Annotated in this window: 22 protein-coding genes; 3 read left to right on the plus strand and 19 right to left on the minus strand. The window is 59.7% G+C overall.

The annotated features are described in order from the left end of the window. The 13 genes from ftsE to ybaK all read right to left on the minus strand — a co-directional run. The coding region (gene ftsE, locus J3353_RS12600; protein ID WP_207684983.1) for a cell division ATP-binding protein FtsE at positions 1 to 684 on the minus strand (684 nt) is incomplete at its 3' end. A 104-nt stretch (positions 685 to 788) separates the two neighbouring features. Next, positions 789 to 1874, minus strand: a complete 1086-nt coding sequence (locus tag J3353_RS12605) for a CdaR family transcriptional regulator (RefSeq protein ID WP_005932217.1) — start codon at positions 1872 to 1874, stop codon at positions 789 to 791. Positions 1875 to 2132: 258 nt separating this feature from the next. Beyond that, the gene (locus J3353_RS12610) at positions 2133 to 2840 is read right to left on the minus strand and encodes a pseudouridine synthase (RefSeq protein ID WP_207684984.1); all 708 of its coding nucleotides are present in this window, start codon (positions 2838 to 2840) and stop codon (positions 2133 to 2135) included. Positions 2841 to 3035: 195 nt separating this feature from the next. After that, complete coding sequence (gene purB / locus J3353_RS12615) at positions 3036 to 4481, minus strand: adenylosuccinate lyase (RefSeq protein ID WP_156075500.1); 1446 nt, start codon at positions 4479 to 4481, stop codon at positions 3036 to 3038. A 140-nt stretch (positions 4482 to 4621) separates the two neighbouring features. Next, positions 4622 to 8314, minus strand: coding sequence for a phosphoribosylformylglycinamidine synthase (locus J3353_RS12620; protein ID WP_207684985.1), 3693 nt, complete (start codon positions 8312 to 8314; stop codon positions 4622 to 4624). 20 nt (positions 8315 to 8334) lie between these two features. Continuing rightward, entirely contained in the window at positions 8335 to 9636 is a 1302-nt protein-coding gene (purD, locus tag J3353_RS12625; RefSeq protein ID WP_156070717.1) for a phosphoribosylamine--glycine ligase, read from the minus strand. Between the two features lie 203 nt (positions 9637 to 9839). After that, a complete protein-coding gene (locus J3353_RS12630) occupies positions 9840 to 11021 on the minus strand; it encodes a phosphoribosylaminoimidazolecarboxamide formyltransferase (RefSeq protein WP_117477307.1) in 1182 nt (393 codons plus the stop codon). 24 nt (positions 11022 to 11045) lie between these two features. Then, positions 11046 to 11846, minus strand: a complete 801-nt coding sequence (locus J3353_RS12635; protein WP_035393990.1) for an IMP cyclohydrolase — start codon at positions 11844 to 11846, stop codon at positions 11046 to 11048. Between the two features lie 176 nt (positions 11847 to 12022). Continuing rightward, positions 12023 to 12619, minus strand: coding sequence for a phosphoribosylglycinamide formyltransferase (gene purN, locus J3353_RS12640; protein ID WP_207684986.1), 597 nt, complete (start codon positions 12617 to 12619; stop codon positions 12023 to 12025). Further along, positions 12613 to 13659, minus strand: a complete 1047-nt coding sequence (gene purM / locus J3353_RS12645; protein WP_207684987.1) for a phosphoribosylformylglycinamidine cyclo-ligase — start codon at positions 13657 to 13659, stop codon at positions 12613 to 12615. The genes purN and purM overlap by 7 nt, the downstream gene beginning before the upstream one ends. A 4-nt stretch (positions 13660 to 13663) precedes the next feature. After that, positions 13664 to 15142 (minus strand): amidophosphoribosyltransferase, encoded by a 1479-nt coding sequence (gene purF, locus J3353_RS12650; RefSeq protein WP_097772396.1) that lies wholly within the window; start codon positions 15140 to 15142, stop codon positions 13664 to 13666. A 9-nt stretch (positions 15143 to 15151) separates the two neighbouring features. Then, positions 15152 to 15652: a 5-(carboxyamino)imidazole ribonucleotide mutase gene (gene purE / locus J3353_RS12655; RefSeq protein WP_005932189.1), complete on the minus strand. Its 501-nt coding sequence runs from the start codon at positions 15650 to 15652 to the stop codon at positions 15152 to 15154. A 469-nt stretch (positions 15653 to 16121) separates the two neighbouring features. Further along, positions 16122 to 16604, minus strand: coding sequence for a Cys-tRNA(Pro) deacylase (gene ybaK, locus J3353_RS12660; RefSeq protein ID WP_097772397.1), 483 nt, complete (start codon positions 16602 to 16604; stop codon positions 16122 to 16124). A gap of 211 nt (positions 16605 to 16815) precedes the next feature. Between ybaK and aroF the strand changes: the two genes are divergently transcribed. The 3 genes from aroF (at position 16816) to J3353_RS12675 (ending at position 19462) form a co-directional block, all read left to right on the plus strand. Further along, on the plus strand, positions 16816 to 17829 hold the full coding sequence (aroF, locus tag J3353_RS12665) for a 3-deoxy-7-phosphoheptulonate synthase (RefSeq protein WP_035393988.1): 1014 nt from the start codon (positions 16816 to 16818) through the stop codon (positions 17827 to 17829). Positions 17830 to 17945: 116 nt separating this feature from the next. Further along, positions 17946 to 18368: a DUF3783 domain-containing protein gene (locus tag J3353_RS12670; RefSeq protein WP_097772399.1), complete on the plus strand. Its 423-nt coding sequence runs from the start codon at positions 17946 to 17948 to the stop codon at positions 18366 to 18368. Then, positions 18365 to 19462 (plus strand): FAD:protein FMN transferase, encoded by a 1098-nt coding sequence (locus J3353_RS12675; RefSeq protein ID WP_154276426.1) that lies wholly within the window; start codon positions 18365 to 18367, stop codon positions 19460 to 19462. The genes J3353_RS12670 and J3353_RS12675 overlap by 4 nt, the downstream gene beginning before the upstream one ends. Positions 19463 to 19609: 147 nt before the next feature. Here J3353_RS12675 and J3353_RS12680 read toward each other — a convergent pair whose 3' ends face one another. The 6 genes from J3353_RS12680 to J3353_RS12705 all read right to left on the minus strand — a co-directional run bounded on the left by J3353_RS12680 (position 19610) and on the right by J3353_RS12705 (position 24603). Beyond that, a complete protein-coding gene (locus J3353_RS12680) occupies positions 19610 to 19810 on the minus strand; it encodes a PTS ascorbate transporter subunit IIC (RefSeq protein WP_005932170.1) in 201 nt (66 codons plus the stop codon). After that, complete coding sequence (locus J3353_RS12685) at positions 19810 to 20805, minus strand: SPFH domain-containing protein (protein WP_207684988.1); 996 nt, start codon at positions 20803 to 20805, stop codon at positions 19810 to 19812. The genes J3353_RS12680 and J3353_RS12685 overlap by 1 nt, the downstream gene beginning before the upstream one ends. Before the next feature lie 144 nt (positions 20806 to 20949). Further along, positions 20950 to 22452: an Ig-like domain-containing protein gene (locus J3353_RS12690; RefSeq protein ID WP_156070098.1), complete on the minus strand. Its 1503-nt coding sequence runs from the start codon at positions 22450 to 22452 to the stop codon at positions 20950 to 20952. Between the two features lie 36 nt (positions 22453 to 22488). Further along, entirely contained in the window at positions 22489 to 23601 is a 1113-nt protein-coding gene (locus J3353_RS12695; protein ID WP_097772406.1) for an HlyD family secretion protein, read from the minus strand. Between the two features lies 1 nt (position 23602). Then, a complete protein-coding gene (locus J3353_RS12700; RefSeq protein ID WP_035393983.1) occupies positions 23603 to 24058 on the minus strand; it encodes a hypothetical protein in 456 nt (151 codons plus the stop codon). A 179-nt stretch (positions 24059 to 24237) separates the two neighbouring features. Continuing rightward, a complete protein-coding gene (locus tag J3353_RS12705; RefSeq protein WP_097770588.1) occupies positions 24238 to 24603 on the minus strand; it encodes an endonuclease domain-containing protein in 366 nt (121 codons plus the stop codon). Between the last annotated feature and the right edge of the window lie 308 nt (positions 24604 to 24911).

A 24911-nucleotide genomic window follows, 5' to 3' on the forward strand; every position in this document is an offset into this window, starting at 1 on the left:
GTGGGGGATCATGGAGCCCGTGGGCACATCCGAGATGATGTGTCCGCCGGACAGGGTGACCACGCGGCGGTCAAAGTGACGGACCAGCTCGTGCTCATGGGTGACCACCAGCACAGTGATGCCCATCTCACTGACACGCTCCAGCAGCTCCATCATCTCAAGGCTCAGCTCGGGGTCGATGTTGCCGGTGGGCTCGTCCGCAATCACCAGCTTGGGGGCGTGGGCCAGGGCGCGGGCCACAGCCACACGCTGCTGCTCACCGCCGGAGAGCAGGTCGGGGTAGACCTTTGCCTTGTCCTCCAGGTGGACAAGCTCCAGCATGTAATTCACGCGCTCTTTGATCTGCTTATGCCCGATGTTGGTAACATGCATGGCAAAGGCAATGTTCTCGTAAACGGTCATGGTGGGGATAAGCCGGAAATCCTGAAAGATGATGCCCATCTGACGGCGCAGGTAGGGGATCTTGCGGCGGCGCAGGCGGGCAACATCCTGCCCGTTCACCAGCACGCGGCCCTCGGTGGGGGTCTCCTCGCGCAGGATCAGCTTGAGCAGGGTGGATTTGCCCGCGCCCGAGTGACCCAGCAGAAAAACAAACTCGCCATCATCCACATGGAAGTTGACATCCTCCAGGGCAGGCTTTGCGTTGTGCTTGTACTGCTTTGAAACGTGTTCAAAATCTATCATGCATTTTTCGCTCCCAATAATTTTCTCCAAACCAAAAAGAACCGGCCAGCATCGGTTTCGAGCGGCCGGTTCTGCGCCGACGGCTTTGCGCCGCAAGCGTTTGCTTAATATTTGGCCGGGTTGTTGGACAGGTACTTCTTGACCATCAACGCCACCTTAAAGACGATGGCATCGTCGAACTCACGCAGATCCAGACCGGTCAGCTTTTTGATCTTTTCCAGACGATACACCAGCGTGTTGCGGTGGACAAACAGGCCGCGGCTGGTCTCAGACACATTCAGGTTGTTCTCGAAGAAGCGCTGGATGGTGAACAGGGTCTCCTGATCCAGGCTCTCGATGCTGCCCTGCTTGAACACCTCACGCAGGAACATCTCGCAGACAGTGGTGGGCAGCTGGTAGATCAGGCGGGCAATGCCAAGGTTGTCGTAGCGGATGATCTGCTTCTCGGTGTCGAACACCTTGCTGACCTCCATGGCGATCTGTGCTTCCTTGAAGGAGGTAGCCAGATCCTTCACGTTGGAGATGGGGGTGCCGATGCCGACCACAGCCTTGATGTAATGCTCACCGGACAGGGTGTCCACGATGCTGGCAGCCAGCTTCTCCATATCGGTGCGGTCGATGCCCTTGCGGATCTCCTTGACCAGCACGGTGTCGGTCTCGCTGATATTGAACACAAAGTCCTTCTGCTTGTCCGGGAACAGGCTGCTGACCACATCGTAAGCGGAGATGTCGCCGCCAGAGGTCACGCGCACAATGAACACCACGCGGGAAACATCGGTGGCAAAGTGCAGCTCACGGGCCTTGGCGTAGATATCGCCGGGCAGGATGTTGTCCAGCACCACGTTCTTGATGAAGTTGGCTTTGTCGAACTTTTCATCGTGGTACTGCTTGATGCTCTGCAGGCTGATGGAGAGCAGGGCCGCAAACTGGCCCGCAGTCTCGTCCGCGCCTTCCACAAACACGGCATAGTCGTTATGCTTTGCGCTGGAGAACTGCTGATAGGTGTAGCCATCCCGCACAAAGCGGTCACCGGCCGTCAGGCGCTCTGCCATAAAACCCTCGCGCACCTCTCCGATCAGGTTCAGCTCCGAGCAGGAGATCACAGCGCCGGTCTCATCCACCACACCGACCACACGATCGATGGCGTCTTTCATCTGGTAGATCACGCTCTGGAATACTCTATTGGCCATAAATGGATACCCCTTTTCCTCTTTTGTGCAAGCCGCAGGGGCGAGATTGTCGTTTTTAACAATTTCGCCGCTTTACATTATCTATTTTACACAAAAGAATTTACTTTTGCAACATATTTCACCAAAATATTTTTGACTTTCTTGGTGAAATTATCTTTCGGGGGTATTTTCAGGCCCAAAAAGCACTGTTTTGCGTGGTTCTTGTGAATATTTTACCGGCAAAATGTGATGTTTTTTTGAAAATCAGGTGAAAAGCAGTCAGGCTCCGGTGGTAATTGCTGTCACTTCCTCCGCAGAAAGCTCCCGCCACTGCCCCGGTGCAAGGGCCGGATCCAGCGCAAGCCCGCCGATGGCATCCCGATGCAGGGCGTTCACGCCCGCGCCGTACACACCGAACATCCGCTTGATCTGGTGGTACACCCCCTGCCTGAGCCTGACTTTCACGGTCAGGCCGTCCGGGGTCAGGGCTTCCACCTCTGCCGGGGAGAGGGCGGTGCCATCCGCCAGCGTCACGCCCTCGGCAAAGCCCTTGCACATCTCCTCGGTCAGCGGTGTGTCAATGACCACCGTGTAGGTCTTGGAGACATGGCGCTTCGGGGCAAGGATCTCGTGGGCGAAGCCGCCGTCATCCGTCAGCAGAACAAAGCCGGTGCTGGTCTTGTCCAGCCGGCCGGCCGGGAACAGCTCCCGCCGGGGGTAGGCATCCCCGATCAGATCCACCACGGTGGTATCCCGCTTGTCGGTAGAAGCGCTCACCACGCCCTCGGGCTTGTTGATCATCAGGTAGACGAACTGCTGGTAAGCAAGCGGCGCACCGTCCACCGCCACGCTGTCCCCTTCCCTGAGCTGGGTGTCCCCCTTTTTGCACACCGCGCCGTTCACCGTCACCCGTCCCCTGCTCAGCAGGGTCTTTGCCTCGCTCCGGGTGCATTGCGCCGTCTCGGCCAGATATTTGTCTAGTCGCATAGGTTCTCCTTTTCCGGTTATAGCAAAGCTGCGCCCTGCCCAAAGGCGGAGCGCAGCGATAGATTTTGCAGTTCAGTGGACCGGGAGTTTCTCCGAGGACCGTCCGCTGGGGTGGGACCCTGCTGCCGCAGGCAGTAGGGCGGGCGATGGAATGGCCCAAGCCGTGTCCGAGGAGAAAGCTACTGGGCCACACCCTTAAACGCTCAGAGAAGCGTGCTGTTCCACAGCATCGGGGTTGGCATCAAAGATGGGCTGGAGCACATTTGCAATGAACTCCTCCACCTGCTGGGGTGCACGGCCCACAAAGTTTTCGGGCACCAGACCGGCCACGATCTCCTCCTTGGTCAGGCCAAAGGCGGGGTCGGCTGCAACGCGGTCCACCATATCGTTGGGCAGGCCCTCTTCCTTGACCTGCTTGCCAGCGGCAATGGCGTGCTGGCGCAGGCGCTCGTGGAGCTCCTGACGGTTGCCGCCCTTTTCCACAGCCTGCATCATGATGTTCTCGCTGGCCATGAAGGGCAGCTCTGCCATCAGGCGGCTGCGCACCACTTTGGGGTAGACCACGATGCCATCGGTGACATTGAGCATGATGTTCAGGATGGCATCGGCAGCCAGGAAGCCCTCGGCCATGGCAACGCGCTTGTTGGCGCTGTCGTCCAGAGTGCGCTCAAACCACTGGGTGCCGGTGGTGAAGCTGGGGTTCAGCACATCCACCATCAGGTAGCGGCTCAGGGCGCAGATGCGCTCACACCGCATGGGGTTGCGCTTGTAAGGCATGGCGGAGGAACCGATCTGGTTCTTCTCAAAAGGTTCTTCCATCTCCTTGAAGTTGGCCAGCAGGCGCAGGTCGGTGGCAAACTTCATGCAGCTCTGGGCAATGCCTGCCAGAGCGTTCAGGATAAAGGCATCCACCTTGCGGCTGTAGGTCTGGCCGGACACGGGGATCACGGCATCCGGGGCAAAGCCCATCTCCCTGGCAATGGAAGCATCCACAGCACGGATCTTGTCTGCATCGCCCTTGAACAGCTCCATAAAGGAAGCCTGCGTGCCGGTGGTGCCCTTGACACCGCGCAGCTGCAGGGTGGCAAGGCGGTGGTCGATCTCGGCAAGATCCATCACCAGCTCGTTGGCCCACAGGGTGGCACGCTTGCCCACGGTGGTGGGCTGTGCAGGCTGGCAGTGGGTATAGGCCATGCAGGGCATGTCCTTGTACTCCTCAGCAAAGCGGGAGAGCTTTGCCAGCACACCGATCAGCTTTTTGCGAATGAGCTCCAGGCCCTGCCGCATCACGATGATATCGGTGTTATCGCCCACATAGCAGCTGGTGGCACCCAGATGGATGATGCCGGCTGCCTTGGGGCACTGCTGGCCGTAGGCGTAAACGTGGCTCATCACATCATGGCGCACCAGCTTCTCGCGCGCAATGGCGACCTCGTAGTTGATGTCGTCCACATGGGCTTCCAGCTCGGCCACCATTTCGGGGGTGATATTGGTCAGGCCCTGTTCCATCTCGGCCCGGGCCAGCGCCACCCACAGGCGGCGCCAGGTGCGGAACTTGTTGTCATCCGAGAAGATGTACTGCATCTCATCGGAAGAATAACGGGTAGAGAAGGGGCTGATATAACGATCATGCTGTGACATTGGTTGTTTCCTCCTGAAAGTAACTCCCCCAGCCGCCTTCCGGCGACAGCCCCCTCGAAGAGGGGGCCTTTCAGCCTCCCTCGGAGAGGGAGGTGGCATCGCGTCAGCGATGACGGAAGGAGTTTTTCTCTATTCTACCATCAAACCTTGAAATAGTCTACGCCGCCCTCAAAGATCGGCTGATATTTGTCGCCGGTGACATTCTTGTACAGGTACTCGCCGCTGCGCTCCGAGTGGCCCATCTTGCCGAACACGCGGCCGTCCGGGCTGGTGATGCCCTCAATGGCCAGCAGAGAGCCGTTGGGGTTGTAGCGCTGATCCATGGTGGGCTCGCCCTCCAGATCAACATACTGGGTAGCCACCTGGCCGTTGGCAACCAGCTGATCCAGCACGTTCTGGGGTGCCACAAAACGGCCCTCGCCGTGGCTGATGGCGATCTCGTACTCGCTGCCTGCATCGCAGTGGGACAGCCAAGGGCTGCCGGTGGATGCAACGCGGGTGCGCACCAGCATGCTCTGGTGGCGGCCGATGGTGTTGAAGGTCAGGGTCGGGTCATAGGCCGTGATGGGGCGGATATCGCCGTAGGGCACCAGACCCAGCTTGATCAGGGCCTGGAAGCCGTTGCAGATGCCCAGCATCAGACCGTCGCGGTGCTGCAGCAGGTCGCGGACCGCCTCGGTGACCGCAGGGCTGCGGAAGAAGGAGGCGATGAACTTGGCGCTGCCGTCCGGCTCGTCGCCGCCGGAGAAACCGCCGGGCAGCATCACGATCTGGCTCTCGCCAATGGCCTTGACCAGTGCCTCGCAGCTGGCGGTAACGTCCGCCGGGGTCAGGTTGCGGATGACCAGGATCTCAGGGTCGGCACCGGCGCGGGCAAAGGCCTTGGCGGTGTCGTACTCGCAGTTGGTGCCGGGGAACACGGGGATGATCACCTTGGGCTTTGCCACACCGATCTTGGGAGCAGCGGGGGCGTTCAGCTTGCCGTTGATCTTTTCCACGGTGGGGCCTGCCTTGCGGTAGGGGTACACAGGCTCCAGCTTGCTCTCCCAGATCTCCTGCAGCTCTGCCATATCCAGCGTCTCACCGCAGCTTTCAAAGGTATACTCCCTGGTGGTCTCGCCCAGCAGCTCGCCTGCGGGGGAATCAGAGACCATTTCCAGCACGATGGAGCCGTACATGGGCTCGAACATCCGGTGGGTGGGCATATCAGCGCGCATCTTGAAGCCGATGTGGTTGCCCAGACCCATCTTGAACAGGGCCTCGGCAATGCCGCCGTAGCCCACGGCGCAGGCAGATGCCACCATGCCCTCTTCGATCATCTGCTCCACGATCTTGTAGTTTGCCTTCAGGGAGAAGAAGTTGGGGCAGCCGGTCTCGGGGTCCAGAATGGGCCGGATGAGGACAACAGTGCTCTCGGGCTTCTTGAACTCGGTGGAGACCACCTTGCTGGCCTTGCCGATGGCAGTGGCAAAGGAGACCAGCGTGGGGGGCACATCCAGCTGCTCGAAGGAGCCGGACATGCTGTCCTTGCCGCCGATGGAGGCAATCCCCAGACCCATCTGGGCATCCAGAGCACCCAGCAGGGCGGCCAGCGGCTTGCCCCAGCGCTCGGGCTTGGTGCCCAGGCGCTCAAAGTACTCCTGGAAGGTCAGGTAGGCATCCTCATAGCGGAAGCCGGAGGCCACCAGTTTGGTGACACTGTCCACCACGGCCATCCGTGCGCCGATATACTGGTTGGCGCTCATCAGGTAGGGGTTGTAGCCCCAGGCCATGCCGGAGCAGGTGTTGGTCTCGCCATCCACGGGCAGCTTTGCCACCATGGCGTTCTGGGGGGTCAGCTGGTAAGCACCGCCAAAGGGCATCAGGACGGTGGCGGCACCAATGGTGCTGTCGAACCGCTCAGAAAGGCCCTTCTTGCTGCAGATGTTCAGGTCGCCCACCATGTTCTTCATCTTCTGGCTGAAGGTGATGCCGGCCCACTGGGGCTGCCAGACGGTACCCTGCTCCACATGGACGTTCTGGTGCTTCTCCGCACCGTTGGAGTTCAGGAACTCACGGCTGATGTTGACGATGGACACGCCGTTCCACACCATGTTCAGGCGCTTTTCCTCGGTGACCTTTGCCACGGGGGTCGCCTCAAGGTTTTCCTCGGTGGCAATGGCGATGAACTTGTCCACATCCTCGGGGGCAAGGGCCACAGCCATGCGCTCCTGGCTCTCGCTGATGGCCAGCTCGGTGCCGTCCAGGCCGTCATACTTCTTGGTGACCTTGTTCAGGTCGATATACAGGCCGTCGGCCAGCTCGCCGATGGCAACGGAAACGCCGCCCGCACCAAAGTCGTTGCAGCGCTTGATCATCTTGCAGGCATCCTCACGGCGGAACAGGCGCTGGAGCTTGCGCTCGATGGGCGCATTGCCCTTCTGCACCTCGGCACCGCAGTGGTCCAGGCTGCCCAGATTGTGGGCCTTGGAGGAGCCGGTGGCACCGCCGATGCCGTCGCGGCCGGTGCGGCCGCCCAGCAGGACGATGACATCCCCGGGGGCGGGGCACTCGCGGCGGACATGGGAAGCGGGAGTCGCACCCACCACAGCGCCGATCTCCATCCGCTTTGCCACATAGCCGGGGTGGTAGATCTCATCCACCTGGCCGGTGGCAAGGCCGATCTGGTTGCCGTAGGAGGAGTAACCAGCAGCGGCAGTGGTCACCAGCTTGCGCTGGGACAGCTTGCCGGGCAGGGTCTCGCTGACAGGCTTGAGCGGGTCGCCTGCGCCGGTTACACGCATGGCCTGATAGACATAGCTGCGGCCGGACAGCGGGTCGCGGATGGCACCGCCGATGCAGGTGGCCGCACCGCCGAAGGGCTCGATCTCGGTGGGATGGTTGTGGGTCTCGTTCTTAAAGAGGAAGAGCCAGTCCTCATCCTTGCCGTTCACATCGCACTTGATCTTGACGGTGCAGGCGTTGATCTCCTCGGATTCGTCCAGATTCTTGAGGATGCCCTGCTTCTTCAGCTCCTTGGCACCGATGGTGGCAAGATCCATCATGCAGCGGGGCTTCTCCTCGCGGCCCAGGTCGGCGCGCATGGCCATGTAGCGGTCAAACGCTGCCTGCACCACGGCATCGTCGATCTGGACATCATCCAGAATGGTGCCGAAGGTGGTGTGGCGGCAGTGATCGGACCAGTAGGTGTCGATCATCTTGATCTCGGTGATGGTGGGGTCGCGGTGCTCAGAGCGGAAGTACTCCTGGCAGAACTTGATATCGCCCAGGTCCATGGCCAGACCCTTTTCGTCGATGAACTTCTTCAGGCCCTCTTCGTCCAGCTCGTTGAAGCCCTCCAGCGTGGCCACAGCGGTGGGCACGGGATACTCCATCTTCAGGGTGGCTTTGGTCTCCAGCGAAGCCTCGCGGGCCTCCACCGGGTTGATGACGTACTTCTTGATCTCTGCCACCTGCTCCTCGGTCAGGGAACCCTCCAGCAGGTAGACACGGGCAGAGCGGACCAGCGGGCGCTCGCCCTGGCTGATGAGCTGGATGCACTCGGCGGCAGAATCGGCGCGCTGGTCGAACTGGCCGGGCAGGTACTCCACAGCAAAGGAAATACCCTCGAATTCAGGCAGCTCCGCATAGGTGTTGTCCACCGGCGGCTCACTGAACACGGTGGTAGCGCACTGGTTGAACAGTGCCTCATCGATGCCCTCCACGTCATAGCGGTTCAGCAGGCGCAGGCCGCTCAGGGACTGGATGCCCAGCAAGCTCACCAGCTCATTTTTCAGGCCCTGGGCTTCCACGTCAAAGCCGGGCTTCTTTTCTACATAAATACGATAGACCATGGGTGAATCCCCCTCTTTTTTTATTGTTCAGCGATTGCTTTCAGCGCTCTCATACCAATATCCGTGCGCTTGTGCAGCTTTTCAAAGCTGATCTTCTCAGCGGCGGCGTATGCCTGCGTGATGGCGGCGGTCAGGCGGGGCGCAGTTGCTGTCACGCCCAGCACGCGGCCGCCGTTGGTGACCAGCGTGCCGTCCTCACGCAGTGCCGTGCCGGAGTGGTAGACTGTGATGTTACTCTCCCCTTCCAGCTGGCCGTTGGTCAGGCCGGAAATGGGCTTGCCCTTTTCATAGGATACCGGGTAGCCGCCGGAGGCCAGAATGACACAGCAGGCCGCGCCCTCGGAGAATTTGACCTCGGTATCGGCCAGCGTGCCCTCGGTGCAGGCCGCCATGATCTTCAGCAGGTCACTCTCCAGCAGAGGCAGCACCACCTGGGTCTCGGGATCGCCGAAGCGGCAGTTGTACTCGATGACCTTGGGGCCGTCCGGGGTGAGCATCAGGCCGAAGTACAGGCAGCCCTTGAAGGGGCAGCCCTCGGCGTTCATGGCCTGAATGGTGGGCAGGAAGATCTTTTCCATGCACTCGGCAGCAATGGCCGGGGTGTAGTAGGGGTTGGGGGCCACGGTGCCCATGCCTCCGGTGTTCAGGCCGGTGTCGTGGTCGTTGGCACGCTTGTGGTCCATGCTGGAAACCATGGGCTTGACCACCTTGCCGTCGGTAAAGCTCAGCACACTGACCTCAGGGCCGGTGAGGAACTCTTCCACCACCACATGGTTGCCGGAAGCGCCGAACTTTTTGTCCAGCATGATCTCCTTCACGCCGTCGGCGGCCTGTTCCTCGTTCTCGCAGATCAGCACGCCCTTGCCCAGTGCCAGCCCGTCGGCCTTGATGACCACGGGGTACTTGCCCTTTGCCTTGATGTAATCCATGACCTTGGCGGGGTCATCAAAGGTGGCATAATCTGCGGTGGGGATGCCGTATTTCTTCATCAGGTCCTTAGAGAACACCTTGGAGGCCTCGATGCGGGCAGCGGCCTTGTCCGGGCCAAAGGCAGGGATGCCCACTGCAGCCAGTGCGTCCACCATGCCCAGCGCCAGCGGGTCATCCTGCGCCACAACCACATAATCAAACTTTTCCTCGGCGGCAAAGGCCACCATGGTCTCTACGTCCGTAGCCTTGATGTTCTTGCATTTGGCATCATAGCTGATGCCGCCGTTGCCCGGAGCGCACCAGATCTCGCCGCAGTCCGGGCTCTTCTTCAGTGCCTTGATGATGGCGTGCTCGCGGCCGCCGCCGCCGACCACTAAGATTTTTTTAGCCATTTTAACATCTCCTAAAATATTCGTTTCTGCTTCTCTGTCAGCGTCCTCACCCTCTCAGGCGCTTCGCGCCAGCTCTCCCAAAGGGAGAGCCAAGACTGGCACTAACACCAGCAGCTACTAACGGGATGCTGCCAAAGGCTCCCCCTTTGGGGGAGCTGGCAAAGCCGACAGGCTTTGACTGAGAGGGCGAACCAGTTTTCCTTTTAGTGATGGAACAGCCGGATGCCGCAGAAGGCCATGGCAATGCCGTACTTATTGCAGGTGTCAATGACCTGCTGATCGCGGATAGAGCCGCCGGGCTGGACAATGGCGGTCACGCCGGAGCGGCGGGCACGCTCGATGTTGTCGCCAAAGGGGAAGAAGGCATCGGAACCCAGGCAGACACCGGTAACGTGGCTCAGGTACTCTTTCTTTTCCTCCGCGGTCAGGGGTGCGGGCTGCTCGGTGAAGGTCTCGGCCCAGACATCGTCGCCGATGACATCCTCGGGGGTGTCACCGATATACACATCAATGGCATTGTCGCGGTTGGGCTTGGCAATATCGTCACGGAAGGGCAGGTTCAGCACCTTGTCCATGTGGCGCAGCTGCCAGTTATCGGCCTTCTGGCCTGCCAGACGGGTGCAGTGGATGCGGCTCTGCTGGCCGGCACCCACGCCGATGGTCTGGCCGCCTGCGGTGTAGCAGACACTGTTGGACTGGGTGTATTTCAGGGTGATAAGGGCAATGATCAGGTCCCGCTTCTGCTCCTCGGTCACGCTCTTGTTCTCGGTGACCCAGTTGGTCAGCATGGTGTCGGCGTTGATGGTCAGCTCGTTGCGGCCCTGCTCAAAGGTGATGCCGTACACCTGCTTGTGTTCCACAGGGGCGGGCTTGTAGTCGGGGTCAATGGCCACCACATTGTAGTTGCCCTTTTTCTTACCTGCCAGAATGGTCAGAGCCTCCGGCTCATAACCGGGGGCAATGATGCCGTCAGAAACCTCATGCTGGATGAGCTTTGCGGTGGGCACATCGCAGACATCGGAGAGGGCGATCCAGTCGCCAAAGGAGGACATACGGTCAGCACCGCGGGCACGGGCGTAAGCGCAGGCCAGCGGAGAGAGCTCAAAGTCCGGAGCAATGTGGTACATCCTGCGCTCCACATCGGTCAGGGGCAGGCCCAGGGCGGCACCCGCCGGGGACACATGCTTGAAGGAAGCGGCGGCGGGCAGACCGCAGGCCGCCTTCAGCTCCTTGACCAGCTGGATGGAGTTGAGGGCATCCAGAAAATTGATGTAGCCGGGCTTGCCGTTCAGCACAGTCACAGGCAGGTCGGAGCCATCTTCCATATAGATGCGGCTGGGCTTCTGGTTGGGGTTGCAGCCGTACTTCAGTGCGAGTTCGTTCATTGATGCATCCTCCTTAAGTCTTCGTTATTCCGCTTCGGCATCGAGCTTTGCCAGCAGCTCCAGCTCCTCCGGCAGCAGTTCAGGCTCCTCGGGGTCGTCCAGATCGCTGTTGACAGCATCGTATTTGTTGAAAATCATATCGCCGGTCTCACCGCTGTCCAGGTCGATGACGCGGGCAAACAGGCTGACCTTGTTGTCGGGGTTCAGGTTCTGCCACAGACCATGGGCAAAATCGCCGATGGTGCGGGGGCAGGCAAAGCGCAGGGGCTCGCCCTCAAAGCTGGGGATGGGGTTTCCGTTGTGCTTGTAGGTGCTGATGAAATGGCCCTCACCGGCCACAGGCTGGGGGTAATCAAAGAAATAGCGCTGGACACTGTCGCCGTTGCCGTCGGCAGATTTCAGGATGCTCATCTGGTAGCTGCCATCAGCGTACACCACAGCGGAGATGCGTGGGGTGTAGTTGGGGCCGTCCGGCTCAAAGGTGCGGGTGCGCAGGGCATCGGCAAAGCTCTTGCCCTGACTCATCAGGTCAAAAATGGTATCGGTCTGGTCGCCGTTGGTCACGATATGGGTCTTGCCCAGGGTCAGCACGGGGTTATAGATGATAAGGCTGGGGTCCTCCAGCTTGTCGGGGTCTGCAGCCATGGTGCAGATGCCGCCGCGCTCGGGCACGGGGTCGAACACGCGGTTGCGGCTGTTCTCACTGCGGCCCATGATAAAGTAGCCGATGAACATCTGACGGCCATCGGGGGCCATTGCCACCGCAATGCCGCGGCCGGGGTACTCGTTGGAGGCCAGATAATCGTTCAGGTTGATCTTTTCCATTGTTGTTCTCCTTTACGGATAACGACCTCGCCCTCTCCGTCAGCGCTGACGCGCTGCCACCTCCCCCAAAGTGGGAGGCTTTGGCAGTCCACACAAAGTTCATGGTTTTGCCAAGGGCTCTCCCTTTGGGAGAGCTGGACGCGAAGCGGCCTGAGAGGGCGAGCCAGTTTATTTTTTTACTCGATCTCGCCGCTGCACACCATGGCAACTGCCTTGGGCAGCAGCTTCCACTCGGCCTGTTCCATCACCCGCTTCTGCAGCACCTCGGGGGTGTCGCCGGGCAGGATCTCCACCGCCTTCTGCAGCAGGATGGGGCCGCCGTCGCACTCCTCGTTGACAAAGTGGACGGTAGCACCGGTCACCTTGCAGCCCCGGGCCAGAGCAGCCTGATGGGGGCGCAGGCCGTACATGCCGGGCCCGCAGAAGGACGGGATGAGCGCCGGGTGAACATTCAGGATGCGGCGGGGATAGGCTTCAATGACACTGGGGCCCAGCACGGAAAGGAAACCGGCCAGCACCACCAGATCGATGTTGTGGCTTTTCAGCGTTTCCAGCAGGGCCGCGTCAAAGGCCTCACTGTTCTCGTAATCCTTGCGGCGAACCACAACGCCCTCCACACCGGCCTTTGCGGCCCGCTCCAGCGCAAAGACACCGGGCTTGGAGGCTACCACCAGCGTAATTTTACCATTGGGGTTCTCGCCCCGGGCTTCGCTGTCCAGCAGGGCCTGCAGATTGGTGCCGCCGCCGGAAACCAACACAGCTACGTTCAGCACAGTTCCACACCGTCCCCTTCAGCGATGACACCCAGCTTGTAAGCCTCGGGCTCGCCGTTGGCGTGGAGGATCTCCAGCGCCTTGTCGGCCTGTGCGGCAGGAACGGTGAGCACCATGCCAACGCCCATGTTGAAGGTGTTGAACATGTCGTGCTCGGAGATGCCGCCTACCTTCTGCATCAGGTGGAAGAGGGCAGGAATGCGGACATCTTCCTTCTTGATGCTGGCGCAGCAGCCCTTTTTCAGGCTGCGGGGGATGTTCTCATAGAAGCCGCCGCCGGTGATGTGGGAGATGCCCTTGACATCCACCTCTTCCAGCACCTTCAGCACCGGCTTGACGTAGATCTTGGTGGGAGCCAGCAGGGCATCGCCCAGGGTCTTGCCGCCCAGCTCGGCGGGGGTGGTGTGCAGAACATCGGGATCGTTGTCAATATCAAAGATCTTGCGCACCAGCGAGAAACCGTTAGAATGAACACCGGTGGAGGGCAGAGCGAGGATGACATCGCCAGCCTGCATGGTCTCGTTGCTCAGGATCTTTTCCTTGTCCACAACGCCCACAGTGAAACCGGCCAGATCGTACTCATCCTCCGGCATCATGCCCGGGTGCTCGGCAGTCTCACCGCCCACCAGAGAGCAATCAGCCTGCACGCAGCCCTCGGCCACGCCCTTGACGATCTCGGCAATCTTCTCAGGGATGTTGCGGCCGCAGGCAATGTAATCCAGGAACACCAGCGGCTTTGCACCGGCGCAGATCACATCGTTGACGCACATGGCAACGCAGTCGATGCCAATGGTGTCGTGCTTGTCCATGATCATGGCGATCTTCAGCTTGGTGCCCACGCCGTCCGTGCCGGAGATCAGAACAGGGTGCTTGTAGCCGGTGCAGTCCAGCTCAAACAGGCCGCCAAAGCCGCCCAGACCACCAATGCAGTGCTCGTTCATGGTGCGGGCAACATACTGCTTCATCAGTTCAACGGAGCGGTAACCGGCGGTGATATCCACACCGGCAGCTGCGTAACTCTCAGAATAGCTCTTTTCCATCTTCTTACTCTCCTAACTTTTTCTCGTTTTTGGGACGGTCGTTCAGGTGGCGTTCATGGATATCGGTGGAAAGCACCTCTTCCGGCTTCACGGCATACTCGCCGGTAAAGCAGGCGGTGCAGAAACCGCATTTTGCGTTCTTGGCCAGCTGCACCACGTGCTCGGTGGACAGGTAGCCCAGGGTATCGGCCCCGATGATCTCATTGATCTGCTCCACATTGCGGCCCGTGGCCACCAGCAGCTTCTGGTCGGGGATGTCGGTGCCGAAGTAGCAGGGGTATTTGAACGGGGGGGCCGAGACCCGGAAGTGGACTTCCTTTGCACCGGCATCCCGCAGCAGCTTGATGATGCGGGCGGAGGTGGTGCCGCGCACGATGGAGTCATCCACCAGCACGACCCGCTTGCCCTTGACGGTGCTGGACACCACGTTCAGCTTGATGCGCACGCTGTTTTCGCGCTGCTTCTGGCTGCCCTGGATAAAGGTGCGGCCGATGTATTTATTCTTGATGAAGCCGATGCCGTAGGGGATGCCGCTCTCCTGCGAGTAGCCGAGCGCCGCATCCAGACCGGAATCCGGCACGCCGATGACCACATCAGCCTCCACAGGGTGCTCCTGTGCCAGGAACCGGCCTGCCTGCTTGCGGGCCTCGTGCACCGAGCTGCCCTCGATGATGCTGTCCGGGCGGGAGAAATAGATGAACTCGAACACGCACATCTGGGTGTCCGGGCGGCCGCAATGATCCTTGATACTCCGCAGCTCACCGGTCTTGGTGTCGGCAATGACGATCTCGCCTGGCTCCACGTCCCGCAGCAGGGTCGCGCCCGCAGCATCCAGCGCACAGCTCTCGCTTGCAAAGACGTAGCCGCCGCCGGGCAGGGTGCCGATGCACAGGGGGCGGTAGCCCCGGGGGTCCCGGACCGCAATGAGCTTGGTGGCGGACATGATCACCAGACTGTATGCACCCTCCAGCACATCCATCGTCTTGCTGATGGCAGTCTCAATGCTGCCCATCCGCAGGCGGTTGCGGGTGATGAGGTAGCAGATGACCTCGGTATCGGAGGAGCCGTGGAAGATGGCACCCTCGTTCTCCAGCTGACGGCGCAGCTCCAGGGCATTGGTCAGGTTGCCGTTGTGGCAGAGCGCCATGGTGCCCCGGCCATGCCGGACGATCATGGGCTGAGCGTTGGCCCGCACCCGGCTGCCGGCCGTGGCATAGCGGACATGGCCCGTTGCCATGTGGGCCGTGGGGGTGGAAAGACTGCCCAGCACGGCGGGGGTGAACACCTCGTTCACCAGGCCGAGGTCGCGGTGGCCCTGGATGACACCGTCATCGTTGACCGCAATGCCGCAGCTCTCCTGCCCGCGGTGCTGCAGTGCATACAGGGCAGAATAGGCGGCAGCGGCCACGTCCTCGGTGCCCGCCCGGTCATAGATGCCAAAAACGCCGCATTCCTCGTGCAGCGGATATGCAAAATCAGACATTGGTTCTCCTTACAACTCTTTCAGTTCGTTCTGCAGCTTTTCTTCCTTGGCTGCGATCTGCTGTGCCATGCTCACCCGCTCGGCCTCCAGCTTCCCGGCCAGTGTGTCATCGCTCAGGGCCAGGATCTCGGCGGCCAGCCAGGCAGCGTTCTTGGCCCCGTTCAGGGCCACGGTAGCCACCGGGATACCGCTGGGCATCTGGACCGTGGCCAGCAGCGCGTCCAGACCGTCCATCGCGCCGCCCTTCATCGGGATACCGATGACAGGCAGGGTGGTGTTGGCGGCAAAGGCACCGGCCAGATGGGCCGCCATGCCCGCCGCGCACAGGATCACACCAAAGCCGTTGGCCCGGGCATTTTTGGCAAAATCCGCGGCCTCGGCAGGGGTGCGGTGGGCCGAAAGGATGTGTGCCTCAAAGGGGATGTCCAGCGCCTTCAGCTGGGCACAGGCCCCCTTTACCACCGGCCAATCACTGTCCGAGCCCATGATCACTGCAACTTTCCGAATCATATCCGAACCTCTCTTTCTCCGTCTGCAAAACAAAAAAAAGCTGTGGTACACCTGCACCACGGCCTTTATTTCTGCGTATGCTCTCCCAGCGCTTTGCACAAAGCTGCACGATGCCCCTGAACAGCACGAATGGTGTTCTGTTCTGTGAAGCCCGACAGCATCTTCATCTTTGAAGTTCCCCTTTTGCTCTGCGCTTTTTCAGGCGGCACCCGGCATCCGCCGGGGTACCGTCCCTGTACTACATACAGTTTACGGCAAAAATTCCACTTTGCAAAGGCCCTTGGGGCAATTTCTCCCTTGTGTTCTCCCGCGTCAAAAAACTTTCAAAAGTTTTGTGCAGTTTCGACACCGTATTTCTTTTTAAGTATGACTTTTTTAGAAAATATAATAAAGTAAGTTTTATCTCACTGGGCAGGCCCCGCTCTGTACAGCCTCTCCGTCATTGCGTTGGCAGTAAGAGCGTTTTACCTTAGAAGATGATCTTCGCTGTTGCTGCCCTTGCTGCCCGGATGAGGTCGGCGGGTGCGCAGCACACCTGCGTACCAATGCGGCCGCCGGAGACATAGACCTTTTCCTGAACCAGCACGCTTTCATCAAACACGGTGGTGTACTGCTTTTTCATACCCACCGGGCTGCAGCCGCCGCGCACATAGCCGGTGACCTTGTTGATATCGGCCACATGGATCATGGCTACGCTTTTTTCGCCCACGCTGCGGGCAGCGGCCTTCAGGTCAAGCTCTGCCGCCACCGGAATGACGAACACAAAGTAGTTTTTGCTGCTGCCCTGGGTCACCAGCGTCTTATATACGCAGGCCGGGTCCTCCCCCATGCTGGCGGCCACAGTCACGCCGTCCACCGCCACGCCCTCCTCGTGGGCATATTCGTGGGCTGTATAGGGCACCTTGGCCCGTTCCAGGATGCGCATGGCATTCGTTTTTGCTTCTTTTCCCATTGATGATCGCTCCTTGTAAACTCCTTGCCCTCTCAGGCTACCCCTATTCTACCACTTTCTTTCCTAAATTTCAAAATTTCTCTTGACTTCAGTTCCCTGAAGTGTTATCATAGGCCCATGCTTCAGGAAACTGAACTTCACGAAAATAAATCACGGCAATGGAGCCGGTCTCCTGTGCCGTTTGTGTGAGAAGGATAAGGAGACGACCACCATGATCATTGTACTGAAACAGGATGCCCCCGACGCACAGGTCCGCGAGTTCTGCCACGAGCTGCAGGATATGGGGCTGCAGATCAACGACTCCAAGGGCAGCGACACCCACATTCTGGGCCTGATCGGCGACACCAAGGCCATTGCCGAGAGCTGGGTGCTGGCCAACCCTGTGGTCGAGACCTGCCGCCGCGTGTCTGAGCCTTACAAGAAGGCCAACCGCAAGTTCCACCCCGACGACAGCGTGATCGATGTCAACGGCGTGAAGATCGGCGGCGGCAACTTCGCCGTCATTGCAGGCCCCTGCAGCATCGAGAGCGAGGAGCAGATCACCTACTGCGCCCAGCGCGTCAAGGATGCAGGCGCTTCCCTGCTGCGCGGCGGCGCATTCAAGCCCCGCACCTCCCCCTACTCCTTCCAGGGAATGCGGAGCGAGGGCCTGGACCTGCTCAAGCTGGCCCGCCGCGCCACCGGCTCCCCCATCGTCACCGAGATCATGAACACCGAGCACCTGCCCCTGTTCGAGAATGTAGATCTCATCCAGGTGGGTGCCCGCAATATGCAGAACTTTGAGCTGCTCAAGGCCGTGGGCCGCCAGAAAAAGCCCGTGCTGCTCAAACGCGGCCTGGCCAACACGCTGGAAGAATTTGTGATGAGCGCCGAGTACATCATGGCCGAGGGCAACGAGAACGTTATCCTCTGCGAGCGCGGCATCCGCACCTTTGAGACCAGTATGCGCAACACCCTGGACCTGGCCGGAGTGGTCATGCTCCACAAAATGACCCACCTGCCCGTGGTGGTGGACCCCAGCCACGCCTGCGGCCACGCCTGGATGGTGCCCCAGCTGGCCAAGGCCGCTGTGGCCGCCGGGGCCGACGGCCTGATGATCGAGGTGCACAACAACCCCGCCAAGGCCAAGTGCGATGGTGCCCAGAGCCTGACCCCCGACCAGTTCGATGAACTGATGGGCTTTATCACCAAAGAAGTCGAGTTCTTTGGCAAGAAGATGAACTGAGAATGGAACGACCCTCTCGGCACGCGGCAGCGTGACTGAGGGGGTTGTTTTCTTTTGTCATCAAATATGGTATACTATGGTGTATTTTGAATTCACCCTTGAAACGAGGTATTTCTATGAAAGCTCATATTGCACGCAACCAGAATGCCGGCATCCCGCTGGCGCTGGGCTGGAACCTTTCTGCCGCCGACCGGGGCATTCTGGAGGGGATGGCCCCCGCTTTCGGGATGAAGCTGCTGCTGGTCTCCCCCGCCGATGCAGGCAGGACCGTGGCCCAGCTGCTGGGCGAGGTGGAGGTCAAGACCACCCGCACCCTGGTGCTGGAGCCGGGTGCTTATCCCCCGGCGCTGGTGCTGGCCAACTTTAAGGATAAGGATGTGGACACCCTGCTCGACCTGATGAAGCAGGCACAGGTAAACATCCCCCTCAAGGCCGTTGTGACCCCCACCAGCAAGAGCTGGGTGTTCGGTGATCTGCTGGCACATCTGCAGGAAGAGCACACCGCCTTTACCGCCGCAAAGGAGACCGCCAAAGCATGATGACCAAGCGTATTTTTTCCGCCCTGCTGGCGGCTGCGCTCAGCCTGAGCCTGCTGGCTGGCTGCGGCAGCACCTCCGGCTCCACCGCCTCCAGCGCCGCCGATGGCCCGCAGCGCTACTCCACCGTGTTCTATGATGTGTTCGACACCGTGACGCAGGTCATCGCCTACTGCGACAGCGAGGAAGAGTTCACCGCCCAGATGGACGCACTCCACGCCGACCTAGTGGAGTACAACCAGCTCTACGACATTTATAATGATTACGATGGCGTGACCAACATCAAGACCATCAACGACAATGCGGGCATTGCCCCGGTGACGGTGGATGACAAGATCCTCGGGATGCTGGAGCTGGCCCAGACCATGTATGACACCACCGGCGGCAAGCTGAACATTGCGCTGGGCAGTGTGCTGAACATCTGGCACAACTACCGCGAGGCCGCACTGGCCGATGACAACGACAGCAACAACCAGCTGCCCACGCAGGAAGAGCTGGATGCCGCCGCACAGCACTGCGATATCGCCAACCTCATCATTGATGAAGATGCCAAAACGGTCTATCTGGCCGACCCGGCCATGTCGCTGGACGTGGGCAGCGTGGGCAAGGGCTACGCCGTGGAGCAGGCCGCACAGGCCGCCGAAGCCCGGGGCCTGACCAGTGCCCTCATCAGCGTGGGCGGCAACCTGCGGGCCATCGGCACCAAGCCGGACGGCTCCCAGTGGGTAGGCGGCGTGGAAAACCCGTGGAACTCCTCCGAGGTCTACACCAACGGCAGCTCCACCGTGGCCGCCGTCAAGATGAGTGACCTCTCCCTTGTGACCAGCGGCGACTACCAGCGCTACTACGTTGTGGACGGTGTGCGCTATCACCACCTCATCGACCCGGCCACCCTCTGGCCCGCCGCCTACTTTGACGGCGTGAGCGTGCTGGCTCCGGACTCCGGTGTGGCCGACTGCCTGACCACCGGCCTGTTCTGCCTGCCTCTGGAAGAGGGCAAGCAGCTCGTGGAATCGCTGGACGGCGTGGAAGCCCTCTGGTGCACCACCGATGGCGAAGTGGTCACCTCCAGCGGGTGGAGCGAGCATACGAATTAAATAAGGAACGACCCTCTCCGTCATTGCTTCGCAATGCCACCTCTCCCGAAGGGCGAGGCTATGCTGCCTTTATCCCAGGCCAGCGATAGGCTCCCCCTTCGGGGGAGCTGGCAAAGCCAACAGGCTTTGACTGAGAGGGTCGTTCTTTTACTTGATATCCAGTTCGGGCGGCACGTCGATCTGGTCAGAGACGTACTTGCCGTTCTTTTTGCGCTGACGCACACACTCGGTGAGCAGATACTCGATCTGCCCGTTCACCGAGCGGAAGTCATCCTCAGCCCACGCGGCAAGGGCATCGTAGAGCTTCGCATTCAGGCGCAGGGGGATCTGCTTTTTCGGCTCTGCCATCAGTACAGGCTGCCGCTGTTCACAATGGGCTGCGCGTCACGGTTGCCGCAGAGCACCACCAGCAGGTTGGAGACCATTGCCGCTTTGCGCTCATCGTCCAGTTCCACCACTTTGTTCTCACTCAAGCGGTCCAGCGCCATCTCCACCATGCCCACGGCACCGTCCACGATCATCTTACGGGCATCAATGATGGCGCTTGCCTGCTGACGCTGCAGCATGACCGCCGCGATCTCGGGGGCGTAAGCCAGATAAGTGATGCGGGCTTCGATGATCTCGATCCCGGCGGCGGTGACGTTCTTCTGGATCTCGTCCTGGATGCGCTTTGCCACCACTTCCGAGGAGCCGCGCAGGCTGCCCTCGTCGGCCACACCGTCACCGGTGGTGTCCACGTTGGGGGCCACATCGTAGGGGTAGATGCGCACCACGTTGCGCAGGGCGCTGTCACACTGCAGGGACAGGTATTCTTTGTAGTTGTCTACATTGAACACGGCCTTGGCGGTATCGGTCACCCGCCAGATCACCGCAATGCCGATCTCCACCGGGTTGCCCAGGCAATCGTTGATCTTCTGACGGGAGTTGTTCAGGGTCATCACCTTCAGGGAGATCTTCTTGCCGTCCTTCTCACGGTCAGCCTGCACCACAGGGCGCTGCTGAACATCACCGCTCTGGCTCAGGACCGTGCCCGCAGCCGGGTTGACGGCAGTACAGAAGGGATTGACCCAGTAAAAACCCTCGCCTTTCAGAGTACCGATGTAATCGCCGAACAGGGTCAGCACCAGCGCTTCCTCAGGCTTGAGGACTTTCAGGCCCGCGAACAGGAAAATACCGATGATGGCATAGATGACAGCGATCGCCAGCGGGATAAAACCCAGGAAGGTAGTATACAGCATTACAAAACCGATGCCGCCCACCACAACCGCAGCCACATAACCCAGCAGGGTCAGCAGAAGCATGGTCATGCCGTTCTTCTTGGTCTGTAAGATCTTCTCTTCCATAAAATGTCCCTCCTTTACAGGGTTCGGAAGTTTCTTTCTGATATCAAAATCATATCACATTGTATTTTGATTGTCAAGAACTTCCGATAAACACAAAAACCTCCCACTCGAATGAGTGGGAGGTTTTATTACGCACAGTTATAATTACCAAAACCAATACCGTTTCTTGACGGCGATATACACGATCAGGCAGACCACGGTCAGCGCACCGGCGGCGATGAAGAAGGTCCAGTTGATATTGGTGAAGCGCAGATTCTGGTTGGTCAGCAGGTAGCTGCCAGCCGTATCGGCGGTGATGGTGCCATCCTTGTAGCTGTTCAGGAACTGCCACTTTTCGCTGGCAGTGTTGTGCAGATACAGGCGGCTGTAAGCGGCGTTCTCACCGGTCAGGGTGATCTGCACCACGCAGGGCAGCGCGCCACTCTCGCCCAGCTGGAAGCTCAGGCCGTTTTCATCGGGGGCAAAGGTCAGGGCGGTGCTGAACCCGCCCTGGGTGCTCTTGATGCTGGTGCCATCGATCCGCAGGGTATAATCCTCGCCCAGCACGATCAGGCTGCGGCCTGTAGTGCGCAGGGCGCTCAGGATCTCGCCGGTAATGGCGGGCACATCGCTCTGATAGAGGGACACTTCCTCCCCTGCGGCGTTCTGGATGGCGGCAACGGTGGCATCGGTGGTGACGTTGTCCTCGGTGCCCTCACCGCTGGTATCGCTGCTGCTGCCGGAGGTGGAGGCGGTGCGGTTGACGATGACCGTGACCGAGGTGGAGGCGGTGCCGTTGGAGACCACCACGGAGGTGGCACCCGTGGCAACGCCGGTGATGACACCGGAACCGCTGACGGTGGCAATGCTCTTGTCCTGGCTCTTGAAGGTCAGGCTCTGGCTGGCAGAGGCCGGCGACACCTTGCCGGTGATGGTCTTGGAGGAGCCCGGCTTGAGCACCACATAGTTGGTGTTCAGGGAGATGGACTGGCTGGAGACGGTGCTGGTGTTGGCCGCAACCACCGTAACGGTGGCCGTGCAGCTCACGTTGCCGTCCGTGGCGGTGATGGTGGCCTTGCCGGGGGCAACGCCGGTCACCTTGCCAAAGTTGTTGACGGTGGCCACCTTCTCATTGGAAGAGCTCAGGCTGACGTTGATATAGTTGGCTGCCGAGGTGGGCAGCACTGCCAGCGAAAGGCTGGTGGTCTCGCCCACGGCAATGGTGCTGGATGCAAGGGTGATATCCATTTCGGTGGCGATCATGCTGGCATCCGGCTGGGGGGTGATGGTATAGGTGCAGCTCACCCCGCCGCAGGTGGCGGTGATGTTGGCCGTGCCCAGGCCCACAGCCTGCGCCACGCCCTCACTGTCCACCGAGACAACATTGGGGTTATCAGAGACATAGGTCACGCCGTTCTTGCTGGCGGCATTGGCGGGGGTGGTCACCGGGGAGAGCTGCTGGGCCGTGCCCGCCAGCGGGGCGGCATCGTAGCTGCCGGTCTCGATGCTCTCGGCGGTAACTTTATCCCAGGGAAAGCTCACCTTGGGCAGCGTGAGGGCCAGCGGCGTGGTAACAGGGCCGGCAGCCGACGCAGGCAGGGCGGCGGCACAGGCCAGCACACCCAGCAGAGCCGCGCTGGCGGCCAGCTGTTTCGGGTTCAGTTTCATTCTTTCGTACCTCTTGGGCGTGGAATCGGCGGGCGCTTAGCGGAACAGCACGCCCAGGGCCTCCATCACATAGTCAAAGTAAGTCAGTTCATCGTACTCCACACGGGCGGTGACGCTCATGCCGTTGGAAAGATCCACCTTGTCGCCGCTGGTGCTCACGACATAGGTGTTATCCGGCTTGATGGTCATCTTGTAGTAAGACCCGCTGGTGTTGGTGGTCACGTCACTGTCGATGGAGGTAACAGTGCCGGTCAGGGTGCCGTAGGAATACTCCGACAGGCCGGTGATGGCGATCTTGCAGGGGTCGCCCACGTTGATCAGCGGCCGGTCGTTGACGGTGACAGCCGCCACAATCTCAAGGTCACTGTTCTCGCTGGCCACGGTGGCCAGAGCGGAGCCTGCGCTGAGCACCATACCCACCTTGTAGGGGGTGTCCATGTGGATGACACCGGAGGTGGGTGCGTAGATGTAGTAATCGTTCGCGCCGGTGTTCAGGGCATCCAGCTGGGCCTCGATGTTGTCAATGTTGGCCTGCACGCTGGTCAGGTTGGCAGAAATGGACTGCAGGGTGGAGTAATACAGGCTCTCCACCTCGCTCTGGTTCTGCTCCATCAGGGTCTTGATCTGCTCGTCGGTGTAACCGGCGGCCTGATAGGGCGAAGCATCAAACGCCTTCTGGCTGACCTGGCTCTTGTAGCTCTCGTACTGGTAGTAATAGGGCTGATCGTCGATGTCGGTCTCGCTGAAGTAGTTCTTGTCGTCCTGAATGGACTTGAGCAGCTTTTCGTACTGGCTCTTCTGCTTTTTGTAGATGTCCAGCTGCTTCTGGTAGCTGTCCTGCTGGATGTCCAGATCGGTGCTCTTGATGTGGGCGATGAGGTCGCCCTCGGTGACATAGCTGCCCTCCGAGATGTTCAGCTCAGTGATGGAGCCGGAGTAGCTGGACATGATATAGGTCTTGTTGGCCGCCTGCACTGAGCCAGTGGACTGGCTGACGTAGGTGCGCTTGTTCTGGGTACTCCAGATCACCAGAAACACCATGAGGAAAGCCACCAGAAGAATGAGCGCGTAGCCAAAGGCCGGCAGCTTCTTCTCCATCATAATGCGGCGGTCCTGCAGGTCGGAAAGATTCTGAATGCGAGTGGTCATATTACTTCGTCTCCATAAAAACGTCCATGACACCATTTTCGCTGTCCTGATTGACGTAGATGCTGTAGGTGGTGCCGGTCAGCTCGATCTCGTGCTCGTAGGCATAGATGTTCAGCTTCTGGCTGGCAAGGCTGCTGTGGTCCATGGGGCCGGTGAAGTGGGCGTACAGGCAGCCCTTCACCCGCAGCACAGCGTCCTGCTCGTAGCCCGGCTCCAGGCGGGGGATGAGCTGGTTGACCTGCATCATAAAATAGATCTGCGGCTCCGGGTTGGGGCCGGAGGTAAACTTGACGCACTGGATCACAGGGCCAACCGGCATGGCGCTGTGGCTCTTGATAAAGTTCTGCATCTGGGTCAGGATCACGCCCAGGTTGCCCAGCTCGCTGGCATCGATCTTGCGTGCCAGAACGTTGGTCAGCTTCAGGGTCTTGTTTTCTGCAACTTGGATCTCTCTCATAATAATGTCCACCTGTTTCTTTTTTGTTTGCAATAAGCAATTGTCTGGGGGAAAAGATTCTTTTTTACCGTTTTGCCAAAGACTCTCCTCAAAGCGGTCTCACCCTCTCAGTCAAAGCCTAACGGCTTTGCCAGCTCCCCCAAAGTGGGAGCTCTTGACAAAAAGGGTCACAGCTGCTTTTATATCCGAATTTGTACTTCCCTATCAATGGTCTCGCATACAGCATCAAAATGATTGTTAACATCCCGATTAGAGAACCGTAAAACTTTCAAGCCATAGCCATGCAGGATAGCACTTCGTTCCTCATCGTAAGCTTTCCCCTGTTCAGTATAATGCTGTGAGCCGTCAAGTTCAATAACCAATCTTGCATCCGCGCAATAAAAATCCACAATAAACGATTCAATGATCCGCTGTTTGTAGAATTTTACCGGATATTTCCGCAAGAAAACATACCAAAGCCGTTGCTCCTGTGGTGTCATTTCCCTCCGAAGTCTTCGGGCTACATCCAGCATGTCGTTATTCTTGACAACTGTCGTCTTTTTCATCAGCTTATACCTCTACCGGGCTCACCCTCTCCGTCAGCGCACACGCGCTGCCACCTCCCCCAAAGTGGGAGGTTTTGACAGAATGATTCACTCCCTGCACTGTGGGCAAGTCTGCGTTCACACTACGCAAAGGGAAACCCGCCGTACACTGCGCTATGCCAAGGGCTCTCCCTTCGGGAGAGCTGGCGCAAAGCGCCTGAGAGGGTGAGGATGCTCACGGTAAGTCACTCACACAGCGATAAAGTGTCACTATAGCTTATACCTCTACCGGGCTCACCCTCTCCGTCAGCGCACACGCGCTGCCACCT

Source organism: Faecalibacterium sp. Marseille-Q4137 (assembly GCF_017377535.1).
In the GTDB taxonomy this organism is placed as follows: Bacteria; Bacillota; Clostridia; order Oscillospirales; family Ruminococcaceae; genus Faecalibacterium; species Faecalibacterium duncaniae.

Bases quoted from the DNA above. Each gene is read 5' to 3' on its own strand.
- J3353_RS12695 (WP_097772406.1), bottom strand. From the start codon at position 23,601: ATGACCACTCGCATTCAGAATCTTTCCGACCTGCAGGACCGCCGCATT.
- J3353_RS12685 (WP_207684988.1), bottom strand. From the start codon at position 20,805: ATGGAAGAGAAGATCTTACAGACCAAGAAGAACGGCATGACCATGCTT.
- J3353_RS12635 (WP_035393990.1), bottom strand. From the start codon at position 11,846: ATGGAAAAGATCAACCTGAACGATTATCTGGCCTCCAACGAGTACCCC.
- purE (WP_005932189.1), bottom strand. From the start codon at position 15,652: ATGATTCGGAAAGTTGCAGTGATCATGGGCTCGGACAGTGATTGGCCG.
- J3353_RS12680 (WP_005932170.1), bottom strand. From the start codon at position 19,810: ATGGCAGAGCCGAAAAAGCAGATCCCCCTGCGCCTGAATGCGAAGCTC.
- J3353_RS12620 (WP_207684985.1), bottom strand. From the start codon at position 8,314: ATGGTCTATCGTATTTATGTAGAAAAGAAGCCCGGCTTTGACGTGGAA.
- J3353_RS12675 (WP_154276426.1), top strand. From the start codon at position 18,365: ATGATGACCAAGCGTATTTTTTCCGCCCTGCTGGCGGCTGCGCTCAGC.
- J3353_RS12605 (WP_005932217.1), bottom strand. From the start codon at position 1,874: ATGGCCAATAGAGTATTCCAGAGCGTGATCTACCAGATGAAAGACGCC.
- J3353_RS12610 (WP_207684984.1), bottom strand. From the start codon at position 2,840: ATGCGACTAGACAAATATCTGGCCGAGACGGCGCAATGCACCCGGAGC.
- purM (WP_207684987.1), bottom strand. From the start codon at position 13,659: ATGGAAAAGAGCTATTCTGAGAGTTACGCAGCTGCCGGTGTGGATATC.
- purD (WP_156070717.1), bottom strand. From the start codon at position 9,636: ATGGCTAAAAAAATCTTAGTGGTCGGCGGCGGCGGCCGCGAGCACGCC.
- aroF (WP_035393988.1), top strand. From the start codon at position 16,816: ATGATCATTGTACTGAAACAGGATGCCCCCGACGCACAGGTCCGCGAG.
- purB (WP_156075500.1), bottom strand. From the start codon at position 4,481: ATGTCACAGCATGATCGTTATATCAGCCCCTTCTCTACCCGTTATTCT.
- purF (WP_097772396.1), bottom strand. From the start codon at position 15,142: ATGTCTGATTTTGCATATCCGCTGCACGAGGAATGCGGCGTTTTTGGC.
- J3353_RS12670 (WP_097772399.1), top strand. From the start codon at position 17,946: ATGAAAGCTCATATTGCACGCAACCAGAATGCCGGCATCCCGCTGGCG.
- J3353_RS12690 (WP_156070098.1), bottom strand. From the start codon at position 22,452: ATGAAACTGAACCCGAAACAGCTGGCCGCCAGCGCGGCTCTGCTGGGT.
- ybaK (WP_097772397.1), bottom strand. From the start codon at position 16,604: ATGGGAAAAGAAGCAAAAACGAATGCCATGCGCATCCTGGAACGGGCC.
- J3353_RS12700 (WP_035393983.1), bottom strand. From the start codon at position 24,058: ATGAGAGAGATCCAAGTTGCAGAAAACAAGACCCTGAAGCTGACCAAC.
- J3353_RS12630 (WP_117477307.1), bottom strand. From the start codon at position 11,021: ATGAACGAACTCGCACTGAAGTACGGCTGCAACCCCAACCAGAAGCCC.
- J3353_RS12705 (WP_097770588.1), bottom strand. From the start codon at position 24,603: ATGAAAAAGACGACAGTTGTCAAGAATAACGACATGCTGGATGTAGCC.